At 72.2% G+C, this 25,618-nt stretch carries 25 protein-coding genes and 1 pseudogene; 12 read left to right on the top strand and 14 right to left on the bottom strand.

Annotated elements, in window-relative coordinates:
- Window positions 1–34: 34 nt before the first annotated feature.
- Window positions 35–631, top strand: a complete 597-nt coding sequence (locus ACIG3E_RS28725) for a TetR/AcrR family transcriptional regulator (RefSeq protein WP_399622291.1) — start codon at window positions 35–37, stop codon at window positions 629–631.
- A 77-nt stretch (window positions 632–708) separates the two neighbouring features.
- Here the strand turns inward: ACIG3E_RS28725 and ACIG3E_RS28720 are convergent, their stop codons facing one another.
- The gene (locus tag ACIG3E_RS28720; RefSeq protein ID WP_399622290.1) at window positions 709–1,080 is read right to left on the bottom strand and encodes a winged helix-turn-helix transcriptional regulator; all 372 of its coding nucleotides are present in this window, start codon (window positions 1,078–1,080) and stop codon (window positions 709–711) included.
- A gap of 93 nt (window positions 1,081–1,173) precedes the next feature.
- Here ACIG3E_RS28720 and ACIG3E_RS28715 point away from each other — a divergent pair, with 93 nt between their 5' ends.
- Window positions 1,174–2,013, top strand: a complete 840-nt coding sequence (locus ACIG3E_RS28715) for an SDR family oxidoreductase (RefSeq protein ID WP_399622289.1) — start codon at window positions 1,174–1,176, stop codon at window positions 2,011–2,013.
- 7 nt (window positions 2,014–2,020) lie between these two features.
- On the opposite strand, the gene ACIG3E_RS28710 is transcribed toward ACIG3E_RS28715, so the two are convergent.
- The gene (locus ACIG3E_RS28710; RefSeq protein ID WP_399622287.1) at window positions 2,021–2,398 is read right to left on the bottom strand and encodes a nuclear transport factor 2 family protein; all 378 of its coding nucleotides are present in this window, start codon (window positions 2,396–2,398) and stop codon (window positions 2,021–2,023) included.
- Window positions 2,399–2,618: 220 nt separating this feature from the next.
- Between ACIG3E_RS28710 and ACIG3E_RS28705 the strand changes: the two genes are divergently transcribed.
- On the top strand, window positions 2,619–3,380 hold the full coding sequence (locus ACIG3E_RS28705; protein WP_399622285.1) for an HAD family hydrolase: 762 nt from the start codon (window positions 2,619–2,621) through the stop codon (window positions 3,378–3,380).
- Window positions 3,377–5,722, top strand: a complete 2,346-nt coding sequence (locus ACIG3E_RS28700; RefSeq protein WP_399622284.1) for a glycoside hydrolase family 65 protein — start codon at window positions 3,377–3,379, stop codon at window positions 5,720–5,722. The genes ACIG3E_RS28705 and ACIG3E_RS28700 overlap by 4 nt, the downstream gene beginning before the upstream one ends.
- A gap of 54 nt (window positions 5,723–5,776) precedes the next feature.
- Here ACIG3E_RS28700 and ACIG3E_RS28695 read toward each other — a convergent pair whose 3' ends face one another.
- From ACIG3E_RS28695 to ACIG3E_RS28680, 4 genes are all read right to left on the bottom strand, one after another.
- Window positions 5,777–6,634 carry a class I SAM-dependent methyltransferase gene (locus tag ACIG3E_RS28695; protein ID WP_399622282.1) on the bottom strand — a complete coding sequence of 286 codons (858 nt, stop codon included), beginning with the start codon at window positions 6,632–6,634 and terminating at the stop codon, window positions 5,777–5,779.
- 27 nt (window positions 6,635–6,661) lie between these two features.
- Entirely contained in the window at window positions 6,662–7,006 is a 345-nt protein-coding gene (locus tag ACIG3E_RS28690) for a VOC family protein (RefSeq protein ID WP_399622281.1), read from the bottom strand.
- 14 nt (window positions 7,007–7,020) lie between these two features.
- Complete coding sequence (locus tag ACIG3E_RS28685; protein ID WP_399622279.1) at window positions 7,021–7,197, bottom strand: CopG family transcriptional regulator; 177 nt, start codon at window positions 7,195–7,197, stop codon at window positions 7,021–7,023.
- 66 nt (window positions 7,198–7,263) lie between these two features.
- Window positions 7,264–8,637, bottom strand: a complete 1,374-nt coding sequence (locus tag ACIG3E_RS28680) for a serine hydrolase domain-containing protein (RefSeq protein ID WP_399622277.1) — start codon at window positions 8,635–8,637, stop codon at window positions 7,264–7,266.
- A gap of 104 nt (window positions 8,638–8,741) precedes the next feature.
- Between ACIG3E_RS28680 and ACIG3E_RS28675 the strand changes: the two genes are divergently transcribed.
- Window positions 8,742–9,446 carry a TetR/AcrR family transcriptional regulator gene (locus tag ACIG3E_RS28675; RefSeq protein WP_399622276.1) on the top strand — a complete coding sequence of 235 codons (705 nt, stop codon included), beginning with the start codon at window positions 8,742–8,744 and terminating at the stop codon, window positions 9,444–9,446.
- Between the two features lie 108 nt (window positions 9,447–9,554).
- Here the strand turns inward: ACIG3E_RS28675 and ACIG3E_RS28670 are convergent, their stop codons facing one another.
- Entirely contained in the window at window positions 9,555–10,145 is a 591-nt protein-coding gene (locus ACIG3E_RS28670; RefSeq protein ID WP_138957939.1) for a lytic polysaccharide monooxygenase, read from the bottom strand.
- A 254-nt stretch (window positions 10,146–10,399) separates the two neighbouring features.
- Window positions 10,400–10,858, bottom strand: coding sequence for a carboxymuconolactone decarboxylase family protein (locus ACIG3E_RS28665; protein WP_399622274.1), 459 nt, complete (start codon window positions 10,856–10,858; stop codon window positions 10,400–10,402).
- 86 nt (window positions 10,859–10,944) lie between these two features.
- Here ACIG3E_RS28665 and ACIG3E_RS28660 point away from each other — a divergent pair, with 86 nt between their 5' ends.
- Window positions 10,945–11,820, top strand: a complete 876-nt coding sequence (locus ACIG3E_RS28660) for a sigma-70 family RNA polymerase sigma factor (protein ID WP_399622273.1) — start codon at window positions 10,945–10,947, stop codon at window positions 11,818–11,820.
- 46 nt (window positions 11,821–11,866) lie between these two features.
- Here the strand turns inward: ACIG3E_RS28660 and ACIG3E_RS28655 are convergent, their stop codons facing one another.
- Window positions 11,867–12,262 (bottom strand): winged helix-turn-helix transcriptional regulator, encoded by a 396-nt coding sequence (locus tag ACIG3E_RS28655; RefSeq protein ID WP_399622271.1) that lies wholly within the window; start codon window positions 12,260–12,262, stop codon window positions 11,867–11,869.
- Between the two features lie 136 nt (window positions 12,263–12,398).
- Here ACIG3E_RS28655 and ACIG3E_RS28650 point away from each other — a divergent pair, with 136 nt between their 5' ends.
- The 3 genes from ACIG3E_RS28650 (at window position 12,399) to ACIG3E_RS28640 (ending at window position 14,858) form a co-directional block, all read left to right on the top strand.
- Window positions 12,399–12,830 (top strand): PPOX class F420-dependent oxidoreductase, encoded by a 432-nt coding sequence (locus ACIG3E_RS28650; protein WP_399622269.1) that lies wholly within the window; start codon window positions 12,399–12,401, stop codon window positions 12,828–12,830.
- A gap of 133 nt (window positions 12,831–12,963) precedes the next feature.
- A complete protein-coding gene (locus ACIG3E_RS28645; protein WP_399622268.1) occupies window positions 12,964–14,406 on the top strand; it encodes an MFS transporter in 1,443 nt (480 codons plus the stop codon).
- Entirely contained in the window at window positions 14,406–14,858 is a 453-nt protein-coding gene (locus tag ACIG3E_RS28640) for a MarR family winged helix-turn-helix transcriptional regulator (RefSeq protein WP_242714742.1), read from the top strand. Before ACIG3E_RS28645 ends, ACIG3E_RS28640 begins: the two co-directional genes overlap by 1 nt.
- A 69-nt stretch (window positions 14,859–14,927) precedes the next feature.
- Here ACIG3E_RS28640 and ACIG3E_RS28635 read toward each other — a convergent pair whose 3' ends face one another.
- Window positions 14,928–15,845: a LysR family transcriptional regulator gene (locus tag ACIG3E_RS28635; RefSeq protein ID WP_399622266.1), complete on the bottom strand. Its 918-nt coding sequence runs from the start codon at window positions 15,843–15,845 to the stop codon at window positions 14,928–14,930.
- Between the two features lie 71 nt (window positions 15,846–15,916).
- On the opposite strand from ACIG3E_RS28635, the gene ACIG3E_RS28630 reads away from it, so the two are divergent.
- Together ACIG3E_RS28630 and ACIG3E_RS28625 are read left to right on the top strand one after the other, a co-directional pair.
- Window positions 15,917–16,834 carry a dihydrodipicolinate synthase family protein gene (locus ACIG3E_RS28630; RefSeq protein WP_399622265.1) on the top strand — a complete coding sequence of 306 codons (918 nt, stop codon included), beginning with the start codon at window positions 15,917–15,919 and terminating at the stop codon, window positions 16,832–16,834.
- Between the two features lie 30 nt (window positions 16,835–16,864).
- On the top strand, window positions 16,865–17,119 hold the full coding sequence (locus ACIG3E_RS28625) for a hypothetical protein (RefSeq protein WP_399622263.1): 255 nt from the start codon (window positions 16,865–16,867) through the stop codon (window positions 17,117–17,119).
- A gap of 123 nt (window positions 17,120–17,242) precedes the next feature.
- Here the strand turns inward: ACIG3E_RS28625 and ACIG3E_RS28620 are convergent, their stop codons facing one another.
- The gene (locus ACIG3E_RS28620) at window positions 17,243–19,369 is read right to left on the bottom strand and encodes an ATP-binding protein (RefSeq protein ID WP_399622261.1); all 2,127 of its coding nucleotides are present in this window, start codon (window positions 19,367–19,369) and stop codon (window positions 17,243–17,245) included.
- A gap of 243 nt (window positions 19,370–19,612) precedes the next feature.
- Here ACIG3E_RS28620 and ACIG3E_RS28615 point away from each other — a divergent pair, with 243 nt between their 5' ends.
- A complete protein-coding gene (locus ACIG3E_RS28615; protein ID WP_399622259.1) occupies window positions 19,613–21,790 on the top strand; it encodes an MMPL family transporter in 2,178 nt (725 codons plus the stop codon).
- 623 nt (window positions 21,791–22,413) lie between these two features.
- Here the strand turns inward: ACIG3E_RS28615 and ACIG3E_RS28610 are convergent.
- The 3 genes and pseudogenes from ACIG3E_RS28610 to ACIG3E_RS28600 all read right to left on the bottom strand — a co-directional run.
- Window positions 22,414–22,900 (bottom strand): annotated as a pseudogene (locus ACIG3E_RS28610) (AMP-binding protein); the annotation flags it as partial.
- Window positions 22,901–23,047: 147 nt separating this feature from the next.
- Window positions 23,048–24,637, bottom strand: a complete 1,590-nt coding sequence (locus tag ACIG3E_RS28605) for a bifunctional 3-(3-hydroxy-phenyl)propionate/3-hydroxycinnamic acid hydroxylase (protein ID WP_399622257.1) — start codon at window positions 24,635–24,637, stop codon at window positions 23,048–23,050.
- Between the two features lie 19 nt (window positions 24,638–24,656).
- Window positions 24,657–25,595 (bottom strand): fumarylacetoacetate hydrolase family protein, encoded by a 939-nt coding sequence (locus ACIG3E_RS28600; RefSeq protein WP_399622255.1) that lies wholly within the window; start codon window positions 25,593–25,595, stop codon window positions 24,657–24,659.
- Window positions 25,596–25,618: the final 23 nt, after the last annotated feature.

The following is a 25,618-nucleotide window of genomic DNA, read 5'->3' as shown; positions in this document are numbered from 1 at the left end:
GATTCGGTTCGACTATGGAGAGGACCCCGCCCCCATGTCAACCCCGCCCCGGCGCCCGCGCGCCGACGCCGGACGCAACCGAACTCGCGTACTGGAAGCCGCCGTCGCGCTCTTCGCCGAGCGCGGCGCGGAGGTGCAGATGGCGGAGGTGGCCAAGGCCGCCGGTGTCGGCGTCGGCACCGTCTACCGGCACTTCCCCACCCGGCAGGTCCTCATCGAGGCGGTCGCCGAGCAACGCTTCGTGGAGATCCTCGCGTTCGCGCGGACCGCGTGCCCGTCGGCTCCTTCGGCGCGCGCGGCCCTGGAGAGCCTCATGCTCCACATCGGCCGGGTCCACGAGCAGGGCCGTACGCTCTCGCTCGTGATCGAGTCGGCCCTGGGCGCCACGTCGCCGCGCGGCCAGGTCGGCGCCGAACTCAAGGACGTCGCCACCGAGATCCTCGACCGGGCCAGACAGGACGGCACCCTCCGCGCCGACGCCACGTTCGGCGACCTCTACATGGTCGTGGGCGCGCTCGCGGCGGTGGCCCGCGCGGATCTGGGCGACTGGAGGCGGTTCGTCACCATCACGTTGACCGGCCTCGCGCCACCGGCGCCGCCTGGACCGGGCACCGCGCGGGCGACGTCGTAACCCGACCGGCCACCCGCTCCCTGGCCGGGCCTCCTCGGGTCGGGCCGGACGCGGCCTCGTGGACGACCGCCGCCGCGCTACTCCGTGGCGCGTGGCGGCAGTTGTCGGGTGATCCGGTCGAACAGGTCCGTCAGCGGCTCGCTGATGTCCTTGCCGAACTCGCTCAGCCCGTAGGTGACTTGGGGCGGGGTCGTCGGCTCGACCTCGCGCCAGACCAGGCCGTCCTTGAGCAGGGCGCGCAAGGTCTGGGCGAGCATCTTCTCGCTGATGCCCTGGATGCTGTCGCGCAGCTCGTAGAAGCGAAGGTCGTTGCGCCGCAAGGAGATCAGCACCCAGATGCCCCACCTGCTGGTCACGTGGTCGACCACGTCACGCGCGGGGCAGTCGGTGTGAAACACCTCATACCGAGGCTCCGCGTCGACCGGTGTCACCTGCGCGCCTTCGCTCATATCCGGAGCTTACCTCCGGGTATGTTCTTACGAAAGGTAAGCCCGGCTCCCTAACGTCACGTGCCGTACCGCACAACGAACGAGGAGCCAGACATGATCGTGGTGACCGGCGCTACCGGCAATGTGGGACGGCCCCTGACGCAGGCCCTGGCCGCGGCGGGCGAGCAGGTGACAGCGGTGTCACGGCACGCGGCGGACGTACCCGACGGGGTCCGGCACGTCCGGGCCGACCTGTCCGAGCCGCGGGGTCTCGCCCCCGCGCTGGAGGGGGCGAAGGCGCTCTTCCTGCTGCTGTCCGGCGGTCTGCACGCCCCCGACGCCCGACCGGCCGACCTCATCGACCAGGCCGCGGCCCGCGGGGTCCGCAAGGTCGTCCTGCTCTCCTCGCAGGGCGTGGCGACCCGCCCGCAAGGCCCCTCGCGGGTCGCGATGCGCGCACTGGAGGACGCCTTGCGCGACTCCGGCCTGGACTGGGCCGTCGTGCGACCGGGCGGCTTCGCCTCCAACGCCCTGGCCTGGGCGGAGTCCGTCCGTACGCGAGGAGTGGTCGCCGCGCCCTTCGGCGACGCCGGGGTCCCGGTCGTCGACCCCACCGACATCGCCGAGGTCGCGGCGGCCTGCCTGCTGGACGACCGCCACACCGGCGGGATCTACGAACTGACCGGACCGGAGGTGATCACACCGCGTCAGCAGGCGCAGACCATCGCCACCGCGCTCGGCTCGCCGGTGCGGTTCCACGAACTCACCCGCGCCGAGGCCAAGGCCGCGATGGTCCGGGCCGTACCGGCGGAACTCGCCGACGACACCCTCGACATCATCGCCGCGCCCAACGCCGCCGAGCTCCGCGTCAGCCCGGACGTGGAACGCGTCCTCGGGCGCACGCCGCGCTCCTTCGGCGACTGGGTCGACCGCAACATCGCCGCCTTCCGCTGAGGCGGGCTCATGACGAGGGCGGCTCGATCTCCCCCGCGAAGACGATGATCTGGTCGATGAGGCTGCGCCGCAGATGGACGACGTCCGTGCCCGCGAGGCGGGGGCCTCCGTCCGGTGTGGTGAACACCCACTGGTAGCGGGCCCACTCGTCCGGCATGTCGACCCCCGAGCAGCGCACCATCGTGCCCGTGCCCGCCGGGTGGCGCCGGATGTCGAGCACGAACCGCTCGACCGCCTCGATGCCCTCACTGCGGCCCAACGGCCCCCAGAACACCACGTCGGAGGTGAGGGCCTGGGCGAGCAGCGTGGTCACGTAGCCGTCGTTCGAGGCGTTGAAGGCGGAGATGAACGTGTCGATCGCCGATCGCGCGGTCTCTTCCTGCATGCACCAGTCATACCAGGCGCATCGCGGACCGCGCCCGTGCCGGTCTCGCTCTGCGCACAGGGGGCTGCCCAACGGGTGCTGAGGAAGACACGAGAGCCCTCTGGGCGCTCGGTGAGTGAAGTGGAGCACCCCCCGGGTCGGCGGGGCCCGAGACACCCGGTCGGCCGACAGCATGTGCGTCCCGCTTGTTCAGAGGCGCCCGACCGGGAACACGCCCTTCATGACGAAACAAGGTCCCCATCTGACCGAGCTCGGCCTTCCGGACACCGTCCGGGCCTGCCTCTTCGATCTCGACGGTGTGATCACCAAGACGGCCGTCGTCCACGCCGCCGCCTGGAAGGAGGCCTTCGACGCCTTCCTTCGCGTGCGGGAGGGCGACGGCTTCCGGCCGTTCGACCCGGTCGCCGAGTACGACGAGTACGTGGACGGCAGGCCGCGCGCCGACGGGGTGCGCTCCTTCCTCGCCTCCCGGGGCATCGACCTGCCCGAAGGCAGTCCCGACGACCCACCGGACCGGCCCACGGTCCACGGCGTGGGCAACCACAAGAACGCCCTGCTCCTGGAGAAGATCCGCACCGGCGGCGTCGAGGCCTACGACGGCACCCTGCGCTACGTCGCGGCCGCGCGCGCAGCGGGGCTGCGCACGGCGGTGGTCTCCTCCAGCGCCAACTGCCGCGACGTCCTGCGCTCGGTCGGGGCGGAGTCGCTCTTCGAGGTGCGCATCGACGGGGTGGTCGCCGCCGAGCGGAAGCTCCCGGGCAAGCCGCGGCCCGACACCTTCCTCGCGGCGGCGGGCGACCTCGGCGTCGAGCCCGCGCAGGCCGCGGTCTTCGAGGACGCGCTCGCCGGGATGGACGCGGGCCGCTCGGGCCACTTCGGCTACGTCGTCGGAGTGGACCGCGTCGGCCAGGCGGACGCCCTGCGGGCCCACGGCGCCGACCGGGTCGTGGGCGACCTCGCGGAGCTCGGGGGCGCGGCATGATCACTCACGCGTCCTACGGCGTCGAGCCCTGGTGCCTGCGCGAGAACGTCCTGAACTTCGACGTCCTGCCGCAGAGCGAGTCGGTGTTCGCCCTGTCCAACGGCCACGTGGGCTGGCGCGGCAACCTGGACGAGGGCGAGCCGCACGGCCTGCCCGGCTCCTACCTCAACGGCGTCCACGAGACCCACCCGCTCCCCTACGCCGAGGCGGGCTACGGCTATCCGGAGTCCGGGCAGACGGTCATCAACGTGACCAACGGCAAGGTCATCCGTCTCCTGGTGGACGACGAGCCCTTCGACCTGCGCTACGGCCGCCTGGTCGCCCACGAGCGGGTCCTCGACCTGCGCGCGGGGGTGCTGCGGCGCACCTGCGAGTGGACCTCCCCAGCCGGTCGCACCGTGCGGGTGCGCTCCACCCGTCTGGTGTCGTTCACCCAGCGTTCGGTGGCCGCCGTCGCCTACGAGGTCGAGGCCGTGGACAGCCAGGTCCGCGTGGTGGTCCAGTCGGAGCTGGTGGCCAACGAACAGCTGCCGAAGCCCGCCAAGGACCCCCGCGCGTCGGCCGTCCTCGAGTCGCCCCTCGCACCGGAGGAGCACTTCGCGCGGGAGGGGCGCCTGCGCCTCGTGCACCGCACCCGGCGCAGCGGGCTGCGGGTCGCCGCGGCCGCCGACCACACCGTCGACGGACCCGACAGGACCCGTACCGGCAGCGAGTCCGGCGACGACGTCGCCCGGCTCACCGTCACCTCCGTCCTCGAACCGGGCCAGCGGCTGCGCCTGGAGAAGGTCGTGGCCTACGGCTGGTCGAGCACGCGGTCCCTGCCCGCCGTGAGCGACCAGGTCGACGCGGCGCTCGCGGCGGCCACCGACACCGGCTGGACGGGCCTCGCCGACGAGCAGCGGGCCTATCTGGACGGATTCTGGGCGCACGCGGACGTCGAGGTCGACGGCGCGGAGGAGATCCAGCAGGCCGTCCGCTTCGCGCTCTTCCACGTCCTCCAGGCGGGGGCGCGGGCCGAGCAGCGCGCGATCCCGGCGAAGGGCCTGACCGGCTCCGGCTACGACGGCCACGCCTTCTGGGACACCGAGACGTTCGTCCTGCCGCTGCTGACGTACACCGCGCCGGACGCGGTGGCCGAGGCGCTGCGCTGGCGGCACTCGACGCTGCCCGCCGCGCGCGAGCGGGCCGCGCAGCTGGGGCTGCGGGGAGCGGCGTACCCCTGGCGCACGATCGAGGGGGCGGAGGGGTCCGCCTACTGGCCGGCCGGGACCGCGGCCTTCCACGTCAACGCCGACATCGCGGACGCCGTGGTGCGCTACGTGGAGGCCACCGGCGACGGGCAGTTCGTCCGTGACACCGCGGTCGAACTCCTGGTGGAGACGGCCCGGCTGTGGCGGTCGCTCGGCCACCACGACGCGCACGGGGCGTTCCACATCGACGGTGTGACGGGCCCGGACGAGTACAGCGCGATCGCCGACGACAACACGTACACGAACCTGATGGCGCGCGCCAATCTGCTCGCGGCGGCCGACTTCGCCGAGGCCCATCCCGAACCGGCCGCCGCGCTCGGCGTCGACGACGAGGAGAGCGCGGCCTGGCGGGACGCTGCGGAGGCCATGCACATCCCGTACAACGCCGATCTCGGGGTGCACGAGCAGCACTCGGGGTTCACCCGCTACCAGCGCTGGGACTTCGCGGCCACCCGGCCCGACCAGTACCCGCTGATGCTGCACTTCCCCTACTTCGACCTCTACCGCAAGCAGGTCGTCAAGCAGGCGGACCTCGTGCTCGCCATGTACACCTGCTCCGCCTTCTTCGACGAGGAGCACCTGGCCCGCAACTTCGCCTACTACGAGCCGCTCACCGTCCGCGACTCCTCCTTGTCCGCGTGCGGCCAGGCGGTCATCGCGGCCCGCACCGGCCATCTGTCCCTCGCCTACGACTACCTGGTGGAGGCGGCGCTGATGGACCTGGAGGACCTGGAGAACAACACGCGCGACGGGCTGCACATCGCCTCCCTGGCCGGGACGTGGACGGCGCTCGTCGCGGGCTTCGGCGGGATGCGGCGCTGCGGGGACACGCTGGAGTTCACCCCCCGGCTGCCCGAGCGGCTGAGCCGGGTCACGTTCAAGCTCCAGCTGCTCGGCCGGTGCCTGCGCGTGGAGGTGCGCGCGACGGCGGTCACGTACACGGTCCTCAGCGGCCCGGAGCTGACGATCCATCACTACGGTGAGCCGCTCACCCTCAGCCCCGAGGAGCCGCGCAGCCGGGAGCTCCCGGACCTCAAGCCCCGGCCCGCCCCCGACCAGCCGCCGCACCGCCGCCCGCACGCCCACCCCTGAGCGGGGGCGGCCGTGACCCTGCGGGCGGGCGCCGCGACGTGCCCGCCCGAGGGGTCAGACGGTGGCCAGCAGGAGGTCCTCCCCGGTCGACGGGCGCAGGCCGTCGGCGCGGTCGGCGAAGTAGCGGGCGGCGAGCGCGCCGCCCGAGACGTGCCGGACGTCGTGGAAGCCCGCCTCACGGGCGAGGTCGAGCATGTCCTGCGGGGCGTAGAAGCTGATGAACGGCGTGCCGGACGCGCGGGCGCCCTCCGCGCTCGCCCGCAGGCCGGGCCGGTCGGCGGGGTCGACGAGCTCGGCCGGAAGCATGAAGGTCATGGCCAGCGTGGAGCCGGGGGCGAGGGCGGCGACCTCGCGCAGCGTCGCCGTGGTGGTCTCCTTGGTGAGGTACATGCTGACGCCGGTGGAGACCACGACCGCGGGTCGGCCAGGGTCGAAGCCCGCGGCGGCCAGCGCCTCGGGCCAGGGCTCGCCGGACTCGAAGTCGACGGGCACCAGATGCAGCCACTCGGGGATGTCGTGGCCGAGTTCGGCCAGGCGGCGGCGCTTCCAGGCCTGGGTGCCGGGCTGATCGACCTCGAAGACGTGCAGGCGGGCGGCGAGTTCGGGCCTGCGCTGGGCGAAGGTGTCCAGGCCCGCGCCGAGGATGACGTACTGGGTGACGCCGTGCTCGGCCCGCTCGGCGATGAGGTCCTCGATGAAGCGGGCGCGGGCGACGATGGCCGCGCGGAAGCCACTGGTGGTCCGTGGATCCATGTCCGGCCGCTCGCGCCAGCCGTCGGCGGGGGCCGCGAGCCGCAGGCCGACCTCGTCCTCCAGCACGTGCGGCGGTGCGTCGACTTCCAGGTGCAGGGCCCGCCACAGGGCGGTGCGCAGTGCGGTGTTGTCCGGTATCTCGGTCTGCTCGACTGACATGGTGCGCCCTCTCGTCGTGGTCAACCGTCAGTTCTTGCCCGGGGCCTGGAGGCTCCACAGCCGCCCGTCGGGGTCACGGACGGTCATCTCCCTGGTTCCGTAGTGGGTGTCCTCGAAGGGGGTGACCACCTCGACGGCGGAGTCGGCGGGGAACGCGTCCGCGTCCGGCACCTTCAGGACGAGCCGCGTCCGCGGCTCCTGGCTCTCGGGGACCTCGGTGATGAACACGTACGGCCCGTCGCCGTTGCGGAGTTGGCCGGAGTTGTGGTCCGTCGAGAACTCCAGTGCGTAGCCCAGCTCCTGGAAGAACTTCGCCGCCTTGCCCCAGTTGTGCGTCTCCAGGAAGACGGCTTCGATGCCTTCGGTCGCCATGTCAGGCCTCCCTCTCAGTCCGCCCCGCCCGATCGCTGGTCCCGCGCGTGGGCGTCGTCGAGGTAGGCGCGCAACGCCTCGGCGGTCAACGCCGACAACGACATGCCCGATTCGATGGCGCGGAACTTGACCTGCTTGATCAGCGCGAGCGGCAGATACACGTTGAACTGTTTGACTTCCTCATCACCCACGTCGGCGATGCTAGCATCCTAGCAAGCCAGGTCGCCGAGGTGTTCGATGGCGGGAGAGCGCGGGCGTCAGGGCGCCTCCACCCTGGTGAAGAGGCGGCCGCCGAGGTCGATGCCGGTGACCGTGCCGTCGGCGTCGCGGGAGAAGTAGCCGCGCTCCCCCTTGAGGCCGCCTTCCAGGACGAGGTACTCGTCGCGGCCGCCGGGGAGGAAGGCGATGGCCGCGGGCGGGTAGCCGGGAGGCATCTCCTCGTCCGAGGCCTCGCGGATCTCCGGCTTGATCTCGACGGCCAGGGTGAGGCGGGTGCCGTCGGCGGCGACGTCGACGTTCATGGCGTCGATGTCGTAGCGGCCCGCGACCTGCCGGGCCGGTGCGTCGTCGTACGGGAGCGGCTCCGGCTCCTTCTCGACGACGCCGAGGTAGTGCTCCAGGGCCCACTTCACGACGGACTGGTTGCAGGTGTAGCCGTCCGGGCCGACGTTCGACAGGGCGACCACCGCGAAGTTCCGCTCCGGCACGATGAGCAGTTCGGCGAACTGTCCGTTGCCCGAGCCGCCGTGCCCGACCCCCCGGACGCCGTCCAGGTCGCGCAGGAACCAGCAGACGCCGAAGCCGTCACCGAGCGAGCTGGAGCGCAGGTCGACCGTGCGCTCGCGCATGCGGTGCAGCGCCTCGGCGGGCAACACGCCCTCGCCGTCGCCGAGGTGGAACCGCGCCCAGCGCAGCAGGTCGCTCGCCGAGGAGGCGAGGCCGCCGCCGGGGTTGTCGGCGCGCGCGCCCTCCCTGAAGGCTCCCCACGGCCGGGCGGGCCGCAACGCGCCGTCGTCGTCGCGGTTGTAGCCCACCGCGAACGGGCGGACCATCACCTCGGCCAGGCCGTAGACGGTGTCCGTCAGGCCCACCGGCTCCAGGACGAGCGAGGCCACCGCCTGCTCGAAGGGAAGGTCCGTGACCTTCTCGATGATCCGCCCGAGCACGTTGTACCCCGCCTGGCTGTACGAGGCGCGGGTGCCGGGCTCCGCGATCTGCGGCAGTTCGTGCAGCCTCGCCACGAGCCCGGTCAGGGAGCGGTCGCCCCGGCCGTCGTCGATCAGGTTCCAGTCCAGGCCCGCGGTGTGGTTGAGCAGGTTCAGGACGGTGATCCGCTCCGCCGCGCCCTCGTCGGCGAGCCGCAGCTCGGGGACATAGCGCCGCACCGGGGCGTCCAGGTCGACCTTCCCCTCGGCGACCAGGCGCATCAGGGCGGTCGCGGTGAACGTCTTGGACACCGACGCCAGGTGGAACAGCGTCTTCTCGTCGACCGGCGTCGGGGCGCCGAGGCTCGTCACGCCGTGCGACGCGAAGACCTCCTGACCGTCCATCAGGATCCCCACGGACAGCCCGGGCACCCCGAACTCCACGGCCCGCGCCGTGACCGCCTCGGCCAGCTTCTCCTGCGACATCGCCCCCCCTCCGGGCACTTGAACTAAGTACGAGTGCAGCGTAGACCGCCTCTTGAACTAAGTGCAAGAGTGGGCATGAACTAAGTGCAAGTAGGGTGTCCTTCATGGCGCGAGAAACGCTCACCGCAGACCGGATCGTCCGCGCGGCCATCGAGCTCCTGGACGACGAGGGCCTCGACGGCCTGAACATGCGCAGCCTGGCCCGGCGGCTCGGCTCGGCCGCCACGGCCGTCTACTGGCACATCAAGACCAAGGACGAGCTGGTCCGGCTCGCCAGTGACGCGGTCTGGCAGGAGGTCGAGCTGCCGGACCTCGACGCCACCGACTGGCGCACGGCCGCCACCGCCCAGGCCGCCGCCATGCACGCGATGCTCACCCGGCACCCCTGGCTCGGCCAGGCGTTCGGCAGCCACCTCATGCACGGCCCGGGCCAGGCGCGCTTCGACGACCTCAGCCTCGCGGTCTACGAGAAGGCGGGCTTCGCCGCCGACGACGCGGACCGGGCCGCCGCCACGGTGTTCATCTTCGTCCTCGGCAGTGCGCTCGGGCCCGCCGCTGAGGTCTCGCTGAAGCGCCGCCTCGGCAAGAACGGCGCGGACGCCGAGCAGTTGATGGCCGACGCCATGGCCCGGGCCGCCGAGGACGCCGAGCCCTACCCGCGGCTGCGCGCACGCCTCGGCACCACCTCCGCCGAGCAGTACGCCGCGGCACCCGACGACACCTTCGCCTTCGGCCTCGGGGCCATCCTCGACGGCTTCGAGGCCCGGCTCGCCGCGGAGCGCGCGGCCACAGCCGTGCGGAGCGGGTGAACGCGCGCGGCACCACAGCGAAAAGCCCCGGGTCGGTGACCGACCCGGGGCCAGGTCCCGGCGTTCGCCGATGAGCCGGGGAGGTGGTGGCGAGATGCGCGGGACCCGTCAGAAGCGCACGTCGGAGCAGGCGTAGAAGGCGTTGCCGGTGTCGGCGATGGTCCAGACACCGAGGATGAGGTGACGGCCGGTCTTCTGGGGCAGGGTCCCGGCGTGGGTGACCGTGGAGCCGGGCAGACGGCCGCCGAAGGCGACCGTGAGGAACGGCTGCGGGTCAAGGTCGGCCCTGGTCAGCGGCTTGGTGGCGTCCCAGCCGTCCTTGGTGATGTAGTAGCGGAAGTCGGTGGTGGCGTGGCGGGCGGTGATCCGCCAGACGAAGGTGTGGCTCTGGCCCGCGGTGAGGCTGGTCGTCGGCCAGTTGCCGCCGCGCGGATCGTCCAGTTCGTGGAAGCGCCCGATGCCGCCCGAGCAGATGTTCCCGTCGGCGGGCCCGCGCGCGGGGAACCCCTTGGGCCCCTCCACGCTCGGCGGCTCCCACTGGATCTGCCCGCAGTTGCGGACGGTGCCGTTGCCGCAGAGCTGCTGGCGGCTGACGGGCGAGTCGGTGTAGCCGTGGCCCTGGGCGCTGCCGCTGGTGGCGAGCACGGCCGTGCCTGCGAGACCGAGGCCCAGGAGTAACGAGGTGAGCTTTCTGCGCATGCTGCGCTCCCGTGGTCCGAGGGTGCGGGTGGGGGCGGACGCGCACCCTCGGACGCACTGCCTGCGCGAACGGTGAGGGCGAGGCGGCAGTACGGAAACAACCGGAGGGCACACGTCCGACGCGGTCTAGACCAAGTTCGAGACTAGCCCCAGGGTTTGGTCATGTCCATACCAATGACAGCTCGTCAGGGCGAGCGGAGCGATCTGACCACCTCGTGCGCCGCTCCCTTCGTCGCCGCCGTGCGCGGCCCGGCTCAGCCCCAGGTCTGACCGGCCGGTTCCTTGATGGTGCGGTTGATCCGGTTGAAGAAGTTGGTCAGCGCGATCTCCAGGTTGAGCGCGCCGATCTGCTCCTCCGTGAAGTGGGCGTTGACCTCGTCCCAGAGCGCGTCGGTGACGCCCTCCGCACCGTCCTGCAGCCGGGTCGCGCCCTCGGCGAGGGCCAGTGCCGCGCGCTCCGCGTCCGTGTAGAACGGCGCCTCACGCCACGCCGCCACGCCGTGCAGCCGCTCGTCGGTCTCACCGGCCTTCTTCCCTCCGGCGACACCGGCGTAGACGCACGCCGAGCAGCCGTTGATCTGGCTGGCCCGCACATGGACCAGCGCGAGCAGCTTCGGGTCGACTCCCCCGGCCGCGATCGCCTTGTGGAGGTGCTGGATCGCGGTCCACACGTCCGGGTTGCTGGCCTTCTTGTTCTTGAGCCGGTTCTCCATGCGAGAGTGCACTCCTCCATCGGGTTACGTCGCCGGGCTCGTGCCCGTCACCCCTATGACGGAGCAGCTTCGAGAGAGGTAACACCATGTCCGGCACCCACCCCGCGGATCCGATCGCCGATGCCTTCGAGGCCCACCGCGACCGCCTCCGAGCCGTCGCCCACCGCGTGCTCGGCTCGTACGCCGACGCGGAGGACGCGGTCCAGGAGGCGTGGCTGCGGCTTCAGCGCCAGGACGCCGACACCATCGACAACCTCGGCGGCTGGCTGACCACCGTGGTCGGCCGCATCAGCCTCGACGTGCTGCGCTCGGGCCGGACCCGCCCCGACGTCCCCCTCGACGACCGGCTTCCCGAGTACACCGTGACGCTCGACGACGCCCCCGCTCCCGAAGAACTCGTGGCGCTCGGGGACTCCGTCGGCCTCGCGCTCCTCACGGTCCTCGACTCGCTGCGCCCGGACGAACGCCTCGCGTTCGTCCTGCACGACGTGTTCGCCGTGCCCCACGGGGAGATCGGCACCATCCTCGGCAAGTCCGCGGACGCCACCAAGATGCTCACCAGCCGCGCCCGCAGGAAGGTGCGCGCGGCCCGGCAGCCGGAAGGCACCGGCCGACAGCGACGGGAGGTGGTCGGGGCCTTCCTGGCGGCGGCCCGCGAGGGGCAGTTCGAGCAGCTGTTGCAGGTCCTGCACCCCGAGGTGGAGTTCACCGTGCACGCCCCGGGCGGCCGGTTCGTCACGATCGGGGCCACCGAGGTCGCCGCCCGCGCCCGGGTGGCGGGCAGCGCGGCTCACGGCCGTACGGTGACCGTCAACGGCCGCCCCGGTGTCCTCTCCTGGAACCAGGACGGCACCCCGGCCGCCCTCCTCGCCTTCACCGTCACCGACGGCCGCATCACCGCAATCGCCGCGGTCGTCGACCCGGCCCACCTCGCGCTCATGGACCTGCCGGAGCCGGAGTGACTCCCTGCGGGAGACGGCGGCTCACCGACCCTTGACCGCGGTGGAGTTACGGCGTCTCCGGGCGCTCCTGGGTGTCACCCGCCGGGGTGGCGTGGGTGGTCGCGGGTGCGTGCCGGGCGGCCCAGGCGGTGAGGCCGGTGAGCTGGGCGTACAGCTCGCGCGCCTCCTCGGTGGCGGTGTACTCGACCTTGGGCGGCACCGTGGGGTACACCGTGCGGGTCAGCATGCCGTTGGCTTCGAGGTCGCGCAGCGTCAGGGTGAGGATCCGGCGGCTGATGCCGTTCAGCGAACGTTCGAGTTCGGCGAAGCGGACGGGCCCCCGCGTGGTCTCGCTCAGGACCCCGAGGCTCCACTTGCCGCTCACCCTGCCGAGCACGTCGAGGACGGTGCAGACCTCGCGGCCCGCGGCCTCCGCCGCGGTGCACGCGTTCTTACGTGACATAAATGTGCCTTCTTCCGTTGTGCGGCGTGCTCTTCGAGGATGAGGTGCGGGCACGTCGGTGCCCCCGCGGGAGACGGCCTCGGCCCCTCGCGGCGATCCACACGCTCGACGAGCGACGAGAGACGAGGAACGACGAGTGAACAACGTCCGCAGGACGGAAGAGCTTCCCGCACCGGTGGTGCTCGACTCGGCGGTGAGGGAGCTGCTCGACGGGCGGAACTTCGCCGTGGTGGCGACGCTGAACCCCGACGGCGGCCCCCAGACGTCCGTCGTCTGGGTCGGGAGGCGGCAGGACACCGTGGTCTTCTCCACGACCGCGGGCCGGAAGAAGGCGCGCAACCTCGCCCGGGACCCGCGGATCAGCCTGACGGTGTACGACCTCGCGAACCCGTACCGGTCCGTGGAGATACGGGGAACGGCTGAGTTGCTGCCGGACCCCGACAAGGCGCTGCCGCGCGAACTGTCGCAGCGGTACCTCGGCGAGGACCCCCCGGCGGAGCCGGATGACGTCGTCCGCCTGGTCGTACGGATCACCGCGGCGAAGGTGATCGCGATAGCTCTCCAGTAGGTACCGCGGCAGGGGTTCAGCCGGTGCCTCGCCGAAGGGGGCCCGCAGCACCAAGAGCCGGGCACGACAACACAGCCCATTCACTTGTACTCTTACAATGATTTCACTCATACAAGTAAATCGGAGCTCCGTCATGCCCGACGCCCCCTCTCGGCGGCCCTGGCTCGTGCTCGCCATCTGCTGCATGAGCCTGCTGATCGTCAGCCTCGACAACACGATCCTGAACGTCGCCCTCCCCTCCATCCAACGGGATCTGCACACCTCCGTGTCCGGACTCCAGTGGACCGTCGACGCCTACACGCTGGTCCTGGCAAGCCTGTTGATGTTCTCCGGGTCGACGGGCGACCGGGTGGGCCGCCGCCGGGTCTTCCAGGTGGGGCTCGTCGTGTTCACCGCGGCCTCGCTCCTGTGCAGCCTCGCCCCCGGCCTCGGCTGGCTCGTCGTCGCGCGGATGCTCCAGGCGGTGGGCGGCTCGATGCTGAACCCCGTCGCCATGTCGATCATCACCAACACCTTCACCGACGCCCGGGACCGCGCCCGCGCCATCGGCGTGTGGAGCGGTGTCGTGGGCATCAGCATGGCCGCGGGACCGATCGTGGGCGGAGCCCTGGTGGAGTCCGTCGGCTGGCGGTCCATCTTCTGGCTCAACGTGCCGATCGGCCTGGCCGCGCTGTTCCTGACGCGTCGGTACGTACCGGAGTCACGGGCCCCGCGGCCCCGGCGGATGGATCCGGTCGGCCAGGTCCTCATCGCCGTGCTCCTCACCTCGCTCACGTACGCGATCATCGAGTCGCCCGAGCGCGGCTGGGCCTCGCCCCTCGTCGTCGGCTGCGCGGCCGCGGCACTGGGCGCGCTGCTCGGTCTGCTGTGGTTCGAGCCGCGGCGCAGCGATCCCCTCATCGACCTGCGCTTCTTCCGTTCCGCACCGTTCTCGGGAGCCACCGCGATCGCGGTCGTCACGTTCGCCGCGCTGGGCGGCTTCCTGTTCGTCAGCTCCCTGTACCTGCAGAACGTACGGGGCTACGACGCCTTGCACGCCGGGCTTTTCATGCTGCCGATGGCGGTCATGGCGCTGCTGGCCGCACCGGTGTCCGGCCGCCTCGTGGCCGCCCGGGGGCCGCGCCGTCCGCTGCAGCTCGCCGGGGCGGCGCTGTGCGCGAGCGCCGTGCTCCAGGCGCTCACCTACGCCGAGTGCCTTCCCACGTCCGTGCTCGTCGTCGCGTATCTGCTCTTCGGTACCGGCTTCGGCCTGGTCAACGCACCCATCACCAATACGGCGGTGTCGGGGATGCCCCGCGCGCAGGCGGGTGTCGCCGCGGCCGTGGCCTCCACCAGCCGCCAGATCGGCCAGACCCTCGGCGTGGCCGTCATCGGCGCCCTCATGGCGGGCACGGCCCGCACGGACACGGCGGCCTTCGTCGACGCGGGCCGGACCGCGTGGTGGATCGTCGCCGGGTGCGGCGCCGCCGTACTGATCCTGGGTACCCTCACTACCGGCCGCTGGGGCCGGGCAACGGCGCAGCGCACCGCGCGGCAGTTCGCTGCCGAGGAGACCAAGGAGAAGCTGAACGCCTGATGGAGCGCCTGCACGCCGACAAGGGCCCCGAGAAGGACGACGACACCGCCAGGGCGGCGGCCCGCGCCTGGCAGGGGCTGCACACGCTCCTGCTGGAGCGCCACGACCTCCGCAAAGCCGTCTCCGAAGCCCTCGGCATGAGCTTCAGCCGGGTGCGGGCGCTGCGTCGCCTCGCCGCGGGGCCGATCAGCCTGCGGGAGCTGGCCGAGCGGCTCGGCGCGGACCCGCCCTACACCACGGTCATCGTCGACGACCTCGTGCGCCGCGGCCTGGCCGAGCGCATCACCAACCCCACCGACCGCCGCTCCAAGCTGGTCCACCTCACCGAGGACGGCCAGGAGAAGGCCGAGCGGGCCGTCGCCATGCTCACCACCCCGCCCGACGCGCTGCTCGCCCTGCCCCGGGAGGACATCGAGGCGCTCGACCGGGTCGTGGCGAAACTCCTCGACTGAGCCTGCCCGACCCTTCGGGCGGCGCTCCCCCGTCGTCCACGAGCACGTAGAAGCGGGTGCCGTCCTGGCTCACGGCGCGGCGGCGCTCCCCGCCGTCACCGCCGCTGTCGCCGCGGCCACGAAGGCGGCGATCGCCGGGTGGCCCGCGCTGCCCGCGCGGAAGGCGACCTTCGAGCGCCGGAACAGGGGCAGTTCGGTCAGGGCCAGGCCCGCGGGGCCCTGCGCGGTGGCCGTTTCGGGGACGAGACCGGCGCCTTGGCCGGTGGCGGCCAGGGCCAGGACCGTGCGGAAGTCGTTGACCTGGTGGCGGATGCGCGGCTGGAACCCGGCCGCCTGGCAGGCGCGCACGGCCATGGCGTGGCCGGTGGTGCCGTCCCGTGCGGTGATCCACGGGGCGTCGGCGTAGGCCCCGAGCAGTTCCGCCAGGGTCTCGCCGCGGCCGGTGGCCCGGGTCGCGGCACTGGTGACGAGGTACATCGGCTCGTCCACCAAGGGGATCTCGTCGACGGTGCTGTCCGGTGTCGCGGGGACGAAGTCGTAGTCGTGGACGAGGGCCACGTCGAGCTCACCGGCCCGCAGGCCGTCGGAGACGCGCGCGGAGTCGATCTCCCGCACCATCGGCTCCAGCGCGGGGTGCCGCCGGGCGAGCTCGGCCAGGGCCGCGGGCACGATGGTGTGGCCGCCGGAGGGGAAGGTCCCGATGCGCAGCGGCCCGCCGACGCCCTCCCGCGCGCTGGCCAGCTCGGAGACCGCCACCTCAAGGCGTTGCAGCACCGCGTCGGCGTGGGTGACGAGGGTCCGGCCCGCGGGGGTGAGCACCACCCGTCTGCCGCTGCGCTCCAGCAGGGGCACGCCCGCCTCGCGCTCCAGGACGCCCAGTTGCTGGGAGACGGCGGACGCGGTGAAGGTCAGCGCCTCGGCCACGGCGGCGATGGTGCCCCGCCGGTCCAGTTCGCGCAGCAGGGAGAGACGACGTACATCGAGCATAAGTTCAGCTTAGGCATGGAGATAGAAATCGGAAATGGATCTACCGGGTGGGTGTGCGCCAGGGTTGAGCCATGAAGCCCGAACCGAACTTCCACGGCCTGTACGTCCCCTTGGTGACCCCCTTCACCGACGACCTGCGCCTGGCCCCCGACGCGCTCGCCCGCCTCGCCGACGAGGCGCTCTCGGCCGGTGCGTCCGGCCTGGTCGCACTCGGCACCACCGCGGAGGTGGCCACGCTGACCGAGGCGGAGCGGCAGACGGTGGTGCGCGTCTGCGCGGCAGCCTGCCGGGCGCACGGCGCCCCGCTGATCGTCGGTGTCGGCACGGGTGACACCGCGGCCGCCATCAGGTCGCTGCGCGCCCTCGCGGCCACCGGCGACGCGGCGGCGGCGCTGGTCCCCGCGCCGCCCTACGTCCGGCCCGGCGAGGCGGGGACGGTGGCGCACTTCACCGCGCTGGCCGCGGAGGGCGGCGTACCGCTGATCGTGTACGACATCCCGTACCGCACCGGGCAGTCGCTGAGCGCGCGCACCGTCGCCGCGCTCGGCAGGCTGCCGGGGATCGTCGGGACCAAGCACGCCACCGGCGCGCTCGACGCGACCACGGTGGAGCTGCTCGGCTCTCCCCCGCCCGGCTTCGCCGTGCTCGGCGGGGACGACGCCGTCATCTCACCGCTCGTCGCGGCGGGCGCGCACGGCGGGATCCTCGCGTCGGCCAACCTCCGCACCGCCGAGTACGCCGAGCTGATCGCGCTGTGGCGGCGCGGCGCCGCCGGGCCCGCCCGCGCGCTCGGAGCGGATCTCGCCCGGTTCTCCGCCGCCCTCTTCGCCGAGCCGAACCCGACCGTGATCAAGGGCGTGCTGCACGCGCAGGGGCGCATCCCCAGCGCCGCCGTCCGGCTGCCGCTGCTGCCCGCCTCCCCCGACGCGGTCCGCCGGGCCCGGGACCTCGCGCGACAACTGCCCCTGAGTGAGCCCGCCTTGGTGTGACGTACCGGCCGAGGGACCTTCGGGCTTCGGGTGGAGGAACTCGCGGGCCTGGTCCGCGGCGCGGGCGATTCGCTCGCTGACGAAGCCGATGAAGCCGACGAAGCGGGCGTTGTTCTCCAGGCGCGCGGCGGCCGGGGTGCCGGTGCCGAGGACGCCGATGCCGGGTGCGACAGCAGGCCGGTGTCCCGGACGGCGGCGATCGGACCGTCGACGTCGTCGAGGCCAGAGCGCTGCTTGCGGGCGTTGTCGATGGCCCGGCGGGCGGTGACAGCCTCCCGCGTGTGAGGGCGGCGCTTTGGAGAGGCGCCCTTGGACCCGCGTGGCCGGTCTTGTCGCAGAGGGGCCGTGCGGTCGCTGTGTCCCGCAGGGACGGACGGGGGTCGTGGAGGCTCTGCGGTGGGTGCCGCGTCAGGGCGGCGGTGGGAAGGTGGAGTTGAGGACGTGTGCGATGCCGGTGTGCAAGTGGGTGGCGCGGCCGTCGTCGAAGGCGTGCCGGTAGGCGTCTGGTCCGAGGGCTTCGAGGGTCCTGCGCTCGCAGATCTCGTGGGCGGCCACCACGGCGGGGATGCCCGCCTGTGGCCGGCCTAGCGTCTCCCACAGCTGCGCGGCCAGGCCGAGGAGCCACGCGGCCTGCGTGCTGCGGCCCGCGGCGAGTGCGGCGCGGGCCAGCGACTCCAGGGCCATACCGGTGCCCACACCGTCACGCAGCCGGTGTTTGACCAGCAGCGCGGCCCTGGCGTGCTCGCGCGCCTGATCGAACCGGCCGAGGGCCAGCTCGGCCTGGGAGCGCACGAAGTCACCCCAGGCGCGCATGCTGCGCTCGCCGTTGCGCTCGCAGGTGGCACTCAGCTCGTCCAGCCAGACGAGGGCCTCCTCGAAGCGTCCCGCGGCGACGAGGCAGTGCGTGCCGAAGACCAGAGCGGCCAGAGGGAGCAGGGTAAGGGGCTTGTCGCGCCAGTCCGTGGCGAGTTGGGCCTCGACCCGTGAGACCACCTGTGCCAGCTCGCCGCGCAGCACCGACACCCGCAGCTCGGTGGCGGCCGCGTAACTGCGCTCGGTGTCACCGAAGCGTGCGGCCAGAGCGGTGCACTCGGCGGCCCGTTCCTCCAGGGCAGGCAGATCGCCGAGGTAGACCAGCACGGGCCCGCTGGCGTACAGGGCCTTCACCCGGACCGGGGTGGGGGCGGTGTCGGCGGCCAGGGCCCGGTCCAGATAGTGCCTGCCCTCCTTCAGGAACCCGCACCCGTACCAGAAGAACCACAGAGCCGCCGCCATCTCCAGCGCGGCATGGCCCTCGCCCTCGGCCTCGCCCTCGGCCTCGGTCAGGCTGTACTCCAGCGCGGCGCGGAGGTTGTCGTGCTCGTCGCTCATCCGGTCGTACCAGGCGAACTGGTCGGGCCCGATCCAGGCGGCGTCGCCCCTGCGGGCCACGTCCAGGTAGTGGTCGCGGTGGCGGCGCCGCAGTGTGCCGTCCTCGCCGAGGCCGCGCAGCCAGTGGGCTCCGTACTCGCGGATGGTGTCCAGCATCCGGTAGCGCTCGCCGACTCCGATCGGCTCCCAGATCAGGATCGACTTCTCCGCCAGCGCGTGCAGGATGCCGGGGACCTGCTCACCGCCGACGAGCTCGTCGGCGCACACCTGGCGGGCCCCTTCGACGTCGAAGGTGCCGGAGAAGACCGACAGGCGGGCCCAGACCAGGCGTTCGGCGGGAGTGCATAGCTGATGGCTCCAGCCGATCGCGGTACTCAGCGCTTGGTGCCAGGGCGGGTCGGCCTCGTAGTCCGTGGCTTCGGTGTTCCCCAGGACGGTGTACCGGTCGGCCAGGCGCTGGTTCAGCTCGGCCACCGGGAGTTCGCGCAGCCGGGCCGCGGCGAGTTCCAGGGCCAGCGGCAGCCCTTCCAGACGGCGGCACAGGGCAGCCAGATCGGCGCGGTTGGCGTCGGTCACGGCGAACCCGGGCACCACCTCCGCGGCCCGGTCGGCCAGCAGCACCACCGAGTCGGCCACCTCACCCCCGCCGGCCCCGTCGGTGCCGGGCACCGGGAGCGGGTCGAGGCCGAGCACCTCCTCCAGGTGCAGGCCCAGCGGGCGGCGGCTGGTGGCCAGGATCCGCAGGCCCGGCGCGACCGACAGCAGCGTCGCCGCCACCTCCCTGCACTCCTCGAAGAGATGCTCGCAGGTGTCCCACACCAGCAGCGTCTCCCGCCCGGCCAGATACTCGGCGACCACCTCCAGCATCGGCCGTGTGGTCTGGTCGGCCAGCGGCAGCGCCTCGGCGATCGCGTACGGCAGCACTCCCCAGGCAACGGTCAGCGGGGACAGCTCCACCCACCAGGCCCCGTCCGCGAAGCCGGGCTGCAGCTCGCTCGCCGCCCGCCGGGCCAGCCGCGTCTTGCCCACTCCCCCGACCCCGGTCACGGTCACCATCCGCGACCGCCCGAACAGCCGGGCCATCTCCTCGAGCTCACCCCGCCGCCCGACCAGGCGGCCGGATTCCCCAGGCAGGTTGCCCACCCGCCGCTCCGCCGCCACCATGACAGCCCCCCCTTCCCGATCCCGCCGCGGTTGCGCTGACGCGGTGACTCGGTGCTATCAACACGCCGGGCCCGCCCGCAGCACTTCGGCCGCTTTGCCCACCGCCCGTCACCCGGAAGTGAGAACGGGCGCCGCGTCCTGCGATCCGTGCGCGACCCAACGCAAGGCTGGCCCAAAATGCACAATTTCATCCGTTTTGAGATATTCATCAGAAGATTCATGACGTGACGACCGGAGCGTGCCATGGCCACCTTTCTCTACCGTCTCGGGAAGCTCGCGTTCCGGCGCCGCAGGCTCGTTCTCGCTCTGTGGGCGGTGGTGATCGCCGCGGTCGTGGCCGGTCTCGGAGTGGCCGGTGAGGACACCGACGACACGTTCACGATTCCTGGATCGGAGTCCCAGCAGGCCCTCGACACCCTCCGGCGGGTGTATCCGGCGGGTGGCGGTACCAGCGCGCAGATCGTGTTCACCGCCCCCGAGGGAGAGCAGGTCACCGCGCGGCAGTACCAGGCGGGGATCGCCGCGACGCTCAAGGAGGCCGCGGCCGCTCCGCAGGTGGCCGGGGTCCTGTCGCCCGAGCAGACCCGGGCCGTGTCCAAGGACGGCCGCGCTGCCCTCGCCCAGGTCCAGTACTCCGTCCCCAACGCGAAACTCGAAGACGGCTCGCTGGACTCCCTTGAGGACACGATCGCCCCGGCCGAGAAGGCCGGGCTCACGGTGTCGGTGGGTGGCCAGGCGTACAACAGCACCGGTGTCGACATCAGTGCCAAGGAAGTCGTCGGTGTCGTCATCGCCCTGATCATCCTGGTGATCACGTTCGGCTCGCTGCTCGCGGCCGGGATGCCGGTGCTCACCGCCGTCATCGGCGTCGTGATCGGCGCGGGTGGGCTGCTCCTGGTGAGCCACCTGACGACGATCTCCTCCACGGCGCTGACCCTGACGGTCATGCTGGGCCTCGCGGTCGGCATCGACTACACGCTGTTCATCCTCTCCCGCCACCGGGACCAGCTCAAGGCGGGTATGGCCACCGACGAGTCGGCGGCCCGCGCGATCGGCACCTCCGGCAGTGCGGTCGCCTTCGCGGCGCTCACCGTGATCATCGCCATGGTCGGCCTCTCCGTCGTCGGCATTCCCTTCCTGACCGCGATGGGCCTTGCCGGTGCGGGGGGTGTGGCGATCGCCGCGCTCGTCGCCCTCACCCTGTTGCCCGCGCTCCTTGGATTCGCGGGCGAGCGGCTGCGGCCGAAGCCGAAGAAGGCGGACGCGCCGGGCGACCGGGCCGAACCGCAGCAGACGCTGGGCGCCCGGTGGGTGCGGGCGGTGACCCGCGTCCCCGCCCTCACCGTCGTTCTGGTGACGGCCGGGCTCCTGGTCGTCGCCTGGCCCGCCCGCGATCTGCAACTGGCTCTGCCCGACAACGGCAGCGCCGCGAAGTCCACCACCCAGCGCGAGACCTACGACACCATCACCAAGGAGTTCGGCCCCGGCCTCAACGGCCCGCTGCTGATCCTCATGAACACCGGAGGCGCCAAGGCGTCCTCCGCCCAGGAGCTGACCGGGCAACTGAACACCGTACGTCAGGACTTGGCCGCCACCAAGGGTGTCGCCCTCGCCTCGGCCGCCCAGCAGCTCAGCTCCGAGTACGCGCTGTTGACCGTGGTGCCGACCACCGGCTCCGGGGACGAGGCCACCAGCGACTTGGTCAAGGCGCTGCGGGACAAGGAGTCCTCGGTCCGGTCCGGAACCGGGATCTCGTACCAGGTCACCGGGCAGACCGCCGTCAACGTCGACGTGTCCCAGAAACTCAGCGACTCGCTGCTGACCTTCGCGATCGTGGTCGTGGGCCTGTGCCTGCTGATCCTCCTTGTGGTCTTCCGCTCCCTCGTGGTCCCGGTCAAGGCGACGGTCGGTTTCCTGCTGTCCGTCGCTGCTTCCTTCGGTGCGGTGGTCGCGGTCTTCCAGTGGGGTTGGGCCGCGGACTTCATCGGTGTCACGAGGACCGGGCCGGTCGTGTCCTTCCTGCCGATCATCCTCATGGCCGTGCTCTTCGGACTCGCCATGGACTACGAGGTGTTCGTCGTCTCCAGCATCCACGAGGAGTACGCGCACAGCGGTGACGCCCGCCAGGCCGTCCTGCGGGGCTCGCCCCTGGCGTTCCGGGTGGTCACCGCGGCCGCGCTCATCATGGTGGCGGTCTTCGCCGGCTTCGTCACGATGCAGGACGCCATCGTGAAGCCGATCGCCTTCGCCCTGGCCTTCGGGGTGCTGGTCGACGCCTTCCTGATCCGGATGACGTTCGTGCCCGCCGTACTCATGTGGGTCGGCCAGGGTGGGTGGTGGCTGCCACGCCTGCTGCGGAGGATTCTGCCGAACGTCGACATCGAAGGACGCGATCTGCCCAAGCCGACGACACAGCCGTAGAGCCAGGGGCAGGGCGATGGCGAGCCGGTGGTCATGCGGTGGTTCTGCCCTCGCGGCGCTGGGCGCCCAGTTCCGCGTAGTGCGCGAGGAGGTCGGGGTTGTCCACGGCAGCAGGGTTGACGACTGTTCGGCCGGGGCGCCCTGGAGCAGCCGCTTGACCGGGACCTCCAGCTTCTTGCCGGTGCGGGTGTGCGGGATGCCCGGCACTGCGAGGACCTCGTCGGGGACGTGACGCGGTGAGGCGCCCCCGCGGACGGCGTCGCGGATCTTCTCGCGCAGGGCGTCGTCCAGAGCCACGCCAGACGCCCGGGTAGGTGGAGAAGTAGGCATCGCGGTAGCGGGTGCCGTCGGGGTCGTTCCAGAAGTGCAGCGGCATCGACGGCATGGGGCGGGTGACGACCAGCTCGCCGACCTGGTCGGTGACCGGGTGGCCCGCACTGTCGTAGGCGGCCAGGGCCACGCCGAGGCGGGCAAGGACAACTCCCCTGCCCAGATGGGGGTGTTGGGCGCTGCCTGCGAAGCCGGAGACACGTCGGTGCCACCGCTGGTGGAGCGAGCAGCACATGACCGCCGACGTGGTCGCGAACCCAAGGGTAGGCGGAGGCCGGCAGGGCGGAGCCGGTGCAGCCGACCACGCGGACCGCGGACAGGTCGTGCGTGGACGGGGTGATGCCGAACTTGGCCATGCCCAGGAGATACTGGGGGCTGGTGCCGAAGACGGGGACGCGGTGGCGGGCCGCGAGTTCCCAGAGGATGCCGGGCCGGGCTGAGGGTGCCGGGCTGCCGTCGTAGGTGCAGGTCGTGGCGCCGGTCAGCAGGGTGGAGGGGACCAGGTTCCACATCATCCAGTGGGGTGGTGGTGTACCACAGGAGGCGGTCGCCCGGGCCGAGGTCCGAGTGCAGGCCGAGGGTCTTGAGGTGCTCCAGGAGGACACCGCCGTGGCCATGGACGATGCCCTTGGGCAGGCCGGTGGTGCCGGAGGAGAAGACGACCCGCAGGGGGTGATCGAACGGCACCGGCGTACAGGAGAGTTCTTCGGTACGGGTGGTGGCGTCCTGCCACGGCACCACCGGCGAGGGGTACGCCTGCGAGGGCCATGGCAGTCCCACGTGGTCCACCAGGAGCGTCGCCTGCGACGTCGGGAGGGCGTGGGCGAGTTCGAGGGTGGCGTAGTCGTCGGGGGCGATGCCCTGGCGCCGGGCGAAGTCCGCGATGCGGCTGGCGGCAGCCGTCCCGGGGTCGAGCGTGAAGAAACATCAACAGGCTGTCCGGGAGCGGCTGTTCGGGTGGTCCGGGCGTCGTGTGGTGTGCAGCAGCGGCGCCCAGGCGGCGGTCGCGGTGAAGTCGCGCGCGCCGGACGGGACGACGTCCAGCACGATCCGGTCGGGGCGCAGCAGGACCGCGTCCGCGCGCCCGGCGTGCAGCCAGGCGGTGAGCTTGCCGTCGTCTGAGAGGTCGGTCACCGGGATCGCAGGGATGCCGAGACCGCGGGTGAGCGCGGTCAGCCAGGGGCCGGGTTCGGTGGCGGTCAGCACCGCGAAGGAGTCACCGAGGGCCTCGTCGAGGCGGGTACGCCGTCCGTCGACGCGCACCCAGGGCTGCGGGCAGTGCGTGCCCGCCAGGCCCCGGTGGGCGGTGCGCCGCACGAGCGGTCCGGCGGTCAGGGGCGGGCTGAGGTCGCGGCCGGTCAGCCTGGGCAGGCCGGGTATGCGGCAGGCGGCGGCCAGGAGCCTGCGGCGAAGGGCGGCGGCGCCGTCCTGGCCGCCGGTCATGGCCCAGCCCAGGGCGACCGCAAGCCGGATCACATGCCGTGCGTGGGGCTTGCGTTCGCCCTCGTACGTGTCCAACAGCCGCTCTGGAGAGCCTTGTTGGAGGACGCGGGCCAGCTTCCACGTGAGGTTGTAGGCGTCCCGCAGGCCCGCACACAGGCCCTGGCCGATGAACGGCGGGGTGAGGTGGGCGGCGTCGCCGAGCAGGAAGACCCGGCCGCTGCGCCAGCGGTCGGCGACGCGGGCCCGGAAGGTGTACTGCGTCTCGCGGACGATCTCGAAGTCCCCCGCGTACGAGGGCGGCAGCCACGGGGCGGCCAGGTCGCGCACCGGCTGCTTCGCCCCCTCGCGCTGACGGAACTCCCAGCGGTAGCGGTCCTCGCCCACCCGCATGAAGGTCGCCGGTCGTTCCGGGTCGCAGACCTGGTCGACACCCTCCCAGCAGCGGACGTCGGCTGTGGTCCTGACGTCGATGACGGTCCAGTCCTCCTCGAAGCGCAGGTCTTCCCAGACGGCGCCGACGGCTTCGCGGGTGAGGCTGTTCGCACCGTCGCAGCCGAGCACCGCCTCGGCCCACAGTGCGTGCTCGCCGTCGTCGTCGCGGTAGGCGACCCGTACGGGGCCGGTGGTGTTCGGGCCGATGCCGGTCACCTCCACGCCACCTCTGAGCTCGCACTCCGGGCGCCGGGCCAGGGCGTCGCGCAGCACGCGTTCCAGTTCGGGCTGGTCGAACATGGTGGTCTGCGGGTAGCCGTGCAGACCGTGCGCGGAGCGGCGGAACTCGGCCAGCACCCGGTGCCGGGCATCGAGCAGCCGCAGCCCGTTCGACGGGCGGGAGATCGCGGCGAACTCCTCACCGACGCCTGCGGCCTGGAGGATCCTGCGCACCTCGTCGTCGGTGGCGACGGCGCGCGGAAGCGGATAGACGTCCCGGTGGCGCTCCAGGACAACACTGCGGATTCCGCGCCGCGCCAGGAGCAGGGCGGCGGTCACGCCCACCGGCCCGGCGCCGACGATCACGACGGGCACACCCACGGCTTCCACGACGGACACACGTGCGGTTTCATCAACGGTCATGTGCGGCTCACCTCGGGAGTCAGTTCGCGTCCATGACGGGCGTGCGCTGCTCGCCGAGGTCGATCCGGCCGTCCGGGGTCGCGATCGACGCCGTGATCACGTCACCCGCGCTCAGGTAGTGCGGGTTCTTCGCCTGGCTCTTGAAGAACGCCTTCCACTTCACCGCGGGCGGCAACAGGGCGCCGATCTTCTCGACCGCCTTCGGCGGCGCCTTGAGGGCGGTGCCACCGGGCGTACCGGTGAGCAGCAGGTCACCGGCGTCCAAGGTCTGGAAGCGGGCCAGCAGTGTCAGCGCCCGCGCCGGGCGGACGATCATGTCGGCGAGGGTGCGGTCCTGCCGCAGCTCCCCGTTGACGCTCAACTTCAGCCGGAGGTCCAGGAGATGGGCGAAGTCCTCCGGCTCCAGCAGGGCCAGGTGCGGCCCGGTCGGGGTGAAGGTGGGGTACGACTTGCTCTCGTAGAACTGCGTCTTGGTCAGCTGGACGTCACGGGCGCTGATGTCGTTGGTGACGACGAGCCCGGTGACGTACGACGGCAGGTCCGGCTCCTCGACGACGGTGCCGACGGGGAGCGGCGCGCCCATGACGAGGCCGAGCTCGATCTCGTAGTCGAGGAGCTTCACGTGCGAGGGGCGGACGACGGCCCCTCCGGGTCCGCTGACCGAGCCGGACGCCTTGCGGAAGAAGGCGGGTGGGATGTCGCCGGTGAAGCCTGACTCGCGGGCGTGGCTGCGGTAGTTGACCATCTGGGCGACGACCCGGCAGGGCGTGGTGACCGGCGAGAGGGCCACCAGGTCGGCGAGGGGCGCGCCCGCCTCCCCGGAGGCGGCGGCCTCACGGACGGCGGCGCGGTCGGCAAGGAGCTCGGCGGTAGTGGCGGCCTTGGTCTCGACAGGGACGGCGCGGTCGCCTCGGGCGACCCACCAGCCGTCGGCGGTGCGCAGGATATTGATGCTCATGTCAGTGCCTTTGTCAGGGATCG

The sequence above is a fragment of the Streptomyces sp. NPDC053474 genome, assembly GCF_044544845.1.
Classification (GTDB): domain Bacteria; phylum Actinomycetota; class Actinomycetes; order Streptomycetales; family Streptomycetaceae; genus Streptomyces.
This window is presented reverse-complemented; position numbering and strand designations above follow the sequence as displayed.